The sequence below is a fragment of the Paraburkholderia sp. genome (assembly GCF_026225065.1).
GTDB lineage: Bacteria > Pseudomonadota > Gammaproteobacteria > Burkholderiales > Burkholderiaceae > Paraburkholderia.
On the sequence record NZ_JAMFSB010000439.1, the window covers coordinates 1 to 8,082 of the forward strand.

The window sequence follows — 8,082 nt, forward strand, 5'->3', positions numbered from 1 at the left end:
CGCGGGGGGGGGGGTATTCGTGGGGTCTGGGGCCCCGCCTTACTTGGCGGCCCGACACCGCACACATCCCCTACTGCGCGTGGTGCGTACGGGGCGGGGTGGGGTGGTTGCGCGGCTTGTTTCAGGGTGCCGAACCGGCGGCGGCCGCCCTGCCGCGCAACCAGTTCATCGCAGTGAAGAGTAGGGTTGCGAACACAATCAGCACCGTCGCCACGGCAAGGATTGACGGATCGATCTGGTCGCGGATGCCGCTCCACATCTGTCGCGGCACGGTGCGCTGCTCGGGGCCGCCGATGAAAAGAATGACGATCACCTCATCGAACGAGGTGGCGAACGCGAACACGCTACCCGTCGCGACAGCCGGCGCGATCAACGGTAGCGTGACGCGGCGGAAGGTAGTCCACGGCCGCGCGCCGAGACCGGCGGAGGCGCGCAGCAGGCTCTGGTCGAACGATAACAGCGAGGCGGTCACCGTAATCACGACAAACGGCGTGCCCAGCGCCGCATGTGCGAGCACCACACCCGTGTACGAGTTGACGAGTCCGAGCGGCGCGAAGATCAGATAGAAGCCGGCCGCGACTACGACGATGGGAATGATCATCGGCGAAATCAGCAGCGGCATGACGATCGCGCGAAATGGGAACACCGGACGGCTCAGCCCGAGCGCGGCGAGTGTCCCAAGGCAGGTTGCGATCAATGTCGCGACCGCGCCGATGCCGATGCTGTTCACGAACGCGAGCTGCCAATCGTGCGAGCCGAACGCCTGCTCGTACCAACGCAGCGAAATGCCCTCCATCGGATAGGAAAAGAACGAGCCCGAGTTGAACGACAACGGCACGATCGCGAGGATCGGCGCGACCAGAAACAGGAAGATCAACGCGCAATGCACGCGCAGCCCTGCGCCGGCGATACGCTCGGACAGCGTTTGGTGACGTTGAGGTTGCATGCTGGTCTCTCCGCTAGCCAAAGCGCAGCCGGTCGATACCGACAAGCCGGTTGAAGACGAAATAGAAGAGGGCCGTGAAGACCACGAGATAGCAAGACAGCGCGCCCGCGAGTCCCCAGTTGAGCTGCTCGTTGGTTTGCGATGCGATCAGCTGGCTGATCATCTCGTCCCCTGCGCCGCCCAGCAGCGCGGGCGTGATGTAGTAGCCGAGCGCAAGCACGAAGACAAGGAAGCAGCCGGCGCCGACACCTGGCAGCGTCTGCGGAATATAGACGCGGATGAACGCCGTGACCGGATGCGCACCCAGCGATTGCGCGGCCCGCACGTACACCGGCGATACGCCCTTCATCACCGAGTAGATCGCGAGGATCATGTACGGCAGCAGAATGTGCGTCATGCCGATCAGCACACCGGTGCGGTTAAAGACCAGCGGCAGGGGATGATGGACGATGCCGAAGCGCATCAAGGCGGTGTTGATGACGCCGCCCGGCTGCAGCAGGACGTACCACGCGGTCGTGCGCACCAGCAGCGAAGTCCAGAACGGCACGATGACGAACAGCATGAGCCGGTTGCCCTGCTTTGGCGGCAGCGTGGCGAGCAGATAGGCGACCGGGTAGCCGAGCAGCAGACACAGCAGCGTGACGGTCGCACTGATCTGGATGGTACGCACGAAGGCCGCGCGATAGACAGCGCTGTCCGCGGGCACCGAGGTCACGGAACCGTCCGGCGCGACCTGCGCATCGATCGCGTTGAGCAGGTAGTCGGGTGTCGGCGAGGTGGCGGCGCGTTTTAGCAGCCGCCATGTTTCGTTCTCGCCCCAGCGCGGGTCCATCTGGATCAGCGCCGGCTTCCACGCGTCGGGTGTCTGCGAACGTGTCTCGCGTGCTGTCTTCATCAGCAGGCTGCGGAATTCCGGCTGATAGAAATTCATCCGGCGTGCGACGTTACCCAGTTCGCCGGATTCGGCCGACTGCCGCAAGCCTTGTCCAAGTGCGGCAAAGACCGGCTCGCCAGGTACGCCGTTGCCATCCCACGCCCGCAGCGCGGCCGTCAGTTGCGGCATGCTGCCGCGCACTTCGGGATTCTGAGCGCTGCGCGCCAGCAGACTTGCGATGGGTGCGATGAAGGTGGCGAGCAGGAACACGAGCAGCGGTAACGCCAGCAGTAACGCCTGCACGGCGGCTTTGCGACGGGCGCGCTGCCAGGCATGACGAACGCCGCCGGGGTTACCGGCGCCGATCGTTGCTGTGGGCTGCATTGGCGTGTTCATCGTCTCGCCCATTCCCGTTACTGCGTGAGCCACACCTGGAAGCGCTTGCTGATCGCATCCGCGTTGTCGGCCCAGAACGTCGCGTCGATCTGCAGCGGACGCTTGAAGTTGGCCGGCGCAGTCGGCAGATCGCCGAGGCGTGCCTTGTCGATCAGCGGAATCGCTTCCTTGCGCGGCGGTGCATACGCGATGTACTTCGAGAGGTCCGCATAGGCCTGCGGAGTCGATGCCGAGACGATGAACTTCTCCGCGTCGGCCGCGTGCTTCGCGCCCATCGGAATACCCCACCATTCATAGTCGTAGACCTGCGCGTCCCAGACGACCTTGAACGGTTTGCCGTCCTTGTGCATGGCATCGTCGATGCGGCCGTTATAGGCCTGCGTCATCACGACCGCGCCGTCCGCGAGTAACTGCGGCGCCTGTGCACCGGCGTCCCACCAGACGATGCTCGACTTGATCGTGTCGAGCTTCTTGAATGCGCGGTCGACGCCTGCGGGCGTGCCGAGCACTTTATAGACGTCCTTCGGCGCGACGCCATCGGCGATCAGCGCCCATTCCATCGCCACCTTCGGCGATTTGCGCATGCCGCGTTTGCCCGGATATTTCTTCAGATCGAAGAAGTCGTTGATGGAGGTGGGCGGTGTCTTCAGCTTCGTGGTGTCGTATGCATACACGGTCGACCACACCATCGCCGAGACGGCGCAATCGCCGATCGAGCCAGGCAGAAAGTCGGCGGTATTGCCGAGCTGCTTGCGGTCGAATTTCTGCAGCAGGCCTTCGTCGCACGCCGTGATGGCGTCGTTGGTTTCGAGATCGATCAGATCCCAGGTGGGGTTCTTTGCCTGTTCCATCGCGGACAGTTTCGCAAGGCCGCCGTCGTACGATTCCGTCGAAAAGCCGATTCCGGTCTTCGCCGTGAACGGCTCGAACCATGCCTGCTTTGCTGCGGATTCGTAAGCGCCGCCGAACGTGACGACTGACAGCGTGTCGGCGGCGTGTGCCATCGACGACAGGACGGAGAGGACCGTGACGGCGGTGAAAATAGCGCCGTGCCGGATAGGAGAGCGAGTAGCGTGCATTTTAGTTAACTCCTGCGATGAGTGGCGATGCGGACGATGAAGGCGAAACTTTGGTGGGGCCGTCGGCGGTCACCGCGACGCGCGGTGAAACGGCGGCCAGTACCTTGCAGTCGTCGCGACGCCACGTGACGGCCACGGTATGGCCAAGTGCGGGCAGATCGCGATGCTGTGTGTTGGGCACCTTCACGACGACGCTCTCGCCGTGTGCCAGTTTCAGATGCACGCGGTGATGGTCGCCGCAATAGACGAGTTCCTGTACGAGCGCATGGACGACATTCGAATCGCCTTCGCCGCGCGTGGCATCGGCCGTTGCCGCAGCCATCGCCGCGATGTGCGCGCGCTCGGGCCGCAAGGCCAGCATCGCTTCGCCGCCGGTGCGCAGTTCAGCGCCAGCACGTCCGCTGATGGTGGTGCCGTCCGCGAGCTGCAGTGTGGCCCACTCGCCCTCGCTCGCGACGACACGGCCAGTCAAGCCGTTGTTCTCGCCGACGAAGTTCGCAACGAACGCGTTCGCCGCATTTTCATAGAGTTCGGTAGGTGTCGCGGCCTGCTGGATGCGGCCGTCGGAAAACACGGCGACGCGGTCCGACATCGTCAACGCCTCGTTCTGGTCGTGCGTTACGTAGACGACCGTCAGCGACAACTCGCGATGCAGGCGCATGATTTCGTATTGCATGGTTTCGCGCAGGCGTTTGTCGAGCGCACCGAGCGGCTCGTCCATCAGCACCACGCTCGGCTCGAACACCAGGGCGCGCGCCAGTGCGACGCGCTGCTGCTGGCCGCCCGAGAGCTGCGCTGGCCTGCGCGCTGCGAGGTGCGGCAGCTCGACCATCTCGAGCGCGCGCGCCACGCGTGCCTTCTGCTCGCTACGGCCAATCTTGCGCACCGACAGCGGAAACGCCACGTTTTGCGCGATCGTCATGTGCGGGAACAGTGCGTAGTTCTGGAACACCATGCCGATATCGCGCTGGTGCGGCGGCTTGTCGTCGAGCCGCTTGCCGTTCAGGCGAATCTCGCCATGCGTCGGCGACTCGAATCCTGCAAGCATCATCAGCGTCGTGGTCTTGCCTGAACCGGAGGGCCCGAGCAGTGAGACGAATTCGCCGCGCGCGACATCGAGATCGAGACCTTCGACGACGCTATGTACGCCGTCGTACGACTTGCTGACCCCTGCGAACGAAATGAACGATTGGCTGGACATGGTCGTGTGATCATCCGATGCGCGGCTCGCGCGCGTCATGACGTGGCGGTTCGCTGCGCGAGATAGCGTGCGAAGTCGTAGTTCGGCCGCTCGAGGTGGCTCAGGTTGCCTGGCTTCGCGAGCGGGGCGTGCACGCCGCGAAACACCGCCTCAACACCGCGCCGGTCTTCCGCATTGACATCGTCAAGCAAGGTTTTCAGCGTGGCCATGTAGTCGGCCGCTTTCGGGTCGTCGATAAACTCGGGCGAGAGTCCGCCACCGAACTGGATGTGCACCTGACCTACGCCGCGCGGCTGCAGCACGAGGTACCAGAAGTAGCCCGGCGTGAGCGTCACGAGATGCGTCGGGTAGATGGCAAGGAGCGCGGTCGTACGGCGCCAGTGTCCCTGTAGACGTGTGTTGCCAGGGTGTGCGTTGCCAATCGGCAGCGACGCTTCCTTCGTAATCCAATGATAGTTGAAGGCTGCGCGTCCGGGCGGACACTCCATCTCCTCGAGACGTGAATGCGGACCCACCGTGGCACGATGCAGCATGGGCAGGTGGTAGCTCTCCATGAAGTTTTCCGCGAGGATCTTCCAGTTGGTGTCCCACACGTGCTCTTCATAGAACGTCTCGACGTAGTCGGACATGCCGTACGGCTCGATCAGTTGCGTGAGTTCTTCGAGCTGTGTTGCGACGGGCGGCAAATCAGGATCGAGCGTGACGTAGATCCAGCCTTGCCACGTTTCGCAGCGGATCGACGGCAGCCGGTAGCTTTCCTTGCAGAAGCCCGCTTGCCGCTCCATCATCGGTGCGCCTGCAAGGGCGCCATCGAGCGTGTAGTTCCATGCGTGATACGGGCACACGATACGTCTGACGTTGCCGCGTCCTTCGAGCAATACCGACATGCGATGCAGGCACACGTTCGACAAGCCGCGCAGGCCGCCCTGTTCATCACGCAGAACCACAACGGGCTGGCCGTCGATCTGCGCGGTCAGGTAGTCGCCGGGATTGCTGAGCGTGCTCGCGCGCCCCACGCAAAGCCATTCCTTGCGAAAGATCTCACGTTGTTCGAGCGCGAGGAATGCGTCAGACGTATAGACCCGCGGCGGCATGGCGCGCGCGTCGTCGAACGGGCGCTCGCAGTTCGCCTGCAATTCGCGGGCGATCTCGGGTCCGGCATCCGGCGACGTTGCAGGGGCAGCCATATGGCCTCCGGTTCAGCATTGCGTTGCGATGGACACCAATCTACCAAGTCAAATTGCCAGCCAAAATATTGTTTTCGGATGTAAAAGCCAGTTTTTTCCTATGCAGCCGTTGTTGCTGGCTGCGCAGGCGGCCTGTTCAGCCATTGCGATGCAGTTCCCGGATGTGCGTCTCGCAGAACTCCGCGAATCGCTTCACTAACTGGCGTGGTTTCAGTTCGCGCGATTGCGCGATGCCGAGCGTCGTCGCCGTCACGTCGTCCTTGAACTGCTTGATCACGAAGTCCGCTCCGTCCACGGTTCTCAGCGACTTCAGCGGGAAGTTGAGGATGCTGTAGCCGAGGCCGTTTGCGACCATCCCGCGCACCACTTCCGGCTGCGACGAACGGAACGCGGGCACGGGCCGCGTGCCGACCGCGTCGAATAGCCCTGCGAAGTATTCGCGGCTGTGCGGCAGGTCGAGCATCACATACGGTACGTTGAGCAGATCGGTCAGCGAGACGGCCCGTGCGCGGGCGAGCCGGTGCAGCTTCGGCAGGATCACGTAGGGCGGCAGCGAAACGAGCGGCGTGAAGTCGACCTCGTCGGTGAGGTCGAGGCTGTAGGTCAGCGCGAGATCGAGCGTGCCGTCGCGCAGGCCGTGCAGCAGGTCGTCCTGATGCGCTTCCTCGGTGCGGAAGGTGACGCCCGAGTGGCTCGCAATGAAGCGGCTGATGAGCGCCGGCATGACCGGCGGCGCGAGCGAGACCATGCAGCCGAGCGCGATCACGCCCGACATGCCGCCGTCCATCTCGCGCGCAGCGGACTGCAGTTCCTCTGCGTTCTTCAGAAGATTGCGCGCCTGTCCGAGCATGTCGCGCCCGGCCTGTGTCAGCGACAGGCCACTCGCATGATGGCGAATGAACAGCTGCACGCCGAACGACGCCTCCAGGTCGGCCAGCGCCGTCGAGATCGACGGCTGCGAGATGTGCAGTTTTTTTGCCGCCGCGGTGAACGACAGCGCTTCCGCGGTGACCACGAAATACCGCAACTGCCGCAGCGAATAGTGCAACTGGCCCACTTCCATCGCCTGCTCCTCGACGTTTTATCTGTCGCGATTGTGCGTCGAAAGAAATCCCTTTGCATAGGGAAAAGCGATGTATTGCATTTTTGAAATATGTTTTTCGGATGCTTGAGGCGAGCGTAGATTGCACTCATCGAATCCGGCGCGGCGGGCCTGCAGTGCTGCCACGGACGATGTCCGCACTCAAGCTGCCTTTCGGAAGGGAACAGCCATGACAGCTGAAAAAACGTCAATCGATACGCTAGTGGTGGGCGCCGGCCAGGCCGGTGTGGCCATGAGCGAACACCTGAGCAAGCAAGGCGTGCCGCACCTCGTGCTGGAACGCAGCCGTATTGCCGAACGCTGGCGCACGGGACGTTGGGATTCTCTGGTGGCCAACGGCCCAGCATGGCATGACCGGTTTCCTGGTCTGGAATTCGACGATGTCGATCCCGACGCCTTTCCGTCCAAAGACCGGGTCGCGGACTATTTCGAAGCGTATGCGAGGCAATTCAGTGCACCTATCCGCACCGGTGTCGAGGTGACGAAAGTGGAGCGTAGCGCGGGCCGGCCCGGCTTCACGATTGAGACGTCGGAGGGCATCGTCGAGGCCAACCGCGTGGTGGTCGCGACCGGCGCGTTCCAGCGTCCCCTGATTCCGCCTGTCGCGCCGAAAGACGAGAGGCTCACGCAGATTCACTCCGCCGACTACCGCAACCCAGGCCAGCTGCCCGAGGGCGCCGTTCTGGTGGTGGGCGCCGGGTCGTCAGGGGTGCAGATCGCCGACGAACTGCAGCGCTCGGGCAGGAAGGTGTATCTGTCGGTGGGGCCGCACGATCGTCCGCCGCGCGCCTATCGCAACCGCGATTACTGCTGGTGGCTGGGCGTGCTGGGCGAGTGGGACAAGGAGGTCGCGACACCGGGCAGGGAACACGTCACCATTGCTGTGAGCGGCGCCCGTGGTGGCCATACGGTTGACTTCCGGGCGCTTGCTCAGCAAGGCATCGTACTCGCCGGTCTGACGAAATCGTTCGAGAGCGGCGTCGTCGCCTTCCAGCCGGACCTTGCGGGCAACCTCGCCCGCGGCGACGAAAACCATCTGGCGCTGCTCGACGCAGCTGACGCGTATATCGCCCGAAATGGCCTTGACCTTCCTGAAGAACCTGAAGCACGCAAGATGCTCGCCGATCCCGAATGCGTGACCCACCCGCTTATCGAGCTCGATCTCGCGGAGGCGGGCGTGACTTCCATTGTCTGGGCAACCGGCTATACGACCGACTACAGCTGGCTGCATGTCAACGCGTTCGCCGCAAATGGAAAGCCGCAACACCAACGAGGTGTTTCAAGCGAACCCGGCATC

General features: G+C 63.4%; 7 protein-coding genes. 1 reads left to right on the top strand and 6 read right to left on the bottom strand.

What is annotated here, in order from left to right; translation table 11 throughout:
* Positions 1-121: 121 nt before the first annotated feature.
* From M0954_RS29790 to M0954_RS29815, 6 genes are all read right to left on the bottom strand, one after another.
* Entirely contained in the window at positions 122-946 is an 825-nt protein-coding gene (locus M0954_RS29790) for an ABC transporter permease (RefSeq protein ID WP_123386171.1), read from the bottom strand.
* A 13-nt stretch (positions 947-959) separates the two neighbouring features.
* Positions 960-2,216, bottom strand: a complete 1,257-nt coding sequence (locus M0954_RS29795; protein WP_122159243.1) for an ABC transporter permease — start codon at positions 2,214-2,216, stop codon at positions 960-962.
* A gap of 17 nt (positions 2,217-2,233) precedes the next feature.
* Entirely contained in the window at positions 2,234-3,220 is a 987-nt protein-coding gene (locus tag M0954_RS29800) for an ABC transporter substrate-binding protein (RefSeq protein ID WP_123387069.1), read from the bottom strand.
* Positions 3,221-3,296: 76 nt separating this feature from the next.
* Positions 3,297-4,496: an ABC transporter ATP-binding protein gene (locus tag M0954_RS29805; protein ID WP_122159241.1), complete on the bottom strand. Its 1,200-nt coding sequence runs from the start codon at positions 4,494-4,496 to the stop codon at positions 3,297-3,299.
* 35 nt (positions 4,497-4,531) lie between these two features.
* Entirely contained in the window at positions 4,532-5,683 is a 1,152-nt protein-coding gene (locus M0954_RS29810) for an aromatic ring-hydroxylating dioxygenase subunit alpha (RefSeq protein ID WP_297357074.1), read from the bottom strand.
* A gap of 136 nt (positions 5,684-5,819) precedes the next feature.
* Positions 5,820-6,746, bottom strand: a complete 927-nt coding sequence (locus tag M0954_RS29815) for a LysR family transcriptional regulator (protein WP_297357076.1) — start codon at positions 6,744-6,746, stop codon at positions 5,820-5,822.
* Between the two features lie 208 nt (positions 6,747-6,954).
* Between M0954_RS29815 and M0954_RS29820 the strand changes: the two genes are divergently transcribed.
* Positions 6,955-8,082, top strand: a 1,128-nt coding sequence (locus tag M0954_RS29820) for an NAD(P)/FAD-dependent oxidoreductase (RefSeq protein ID WP_297357078.1), incomplete at its 3' end; no start/stop codon positions are given.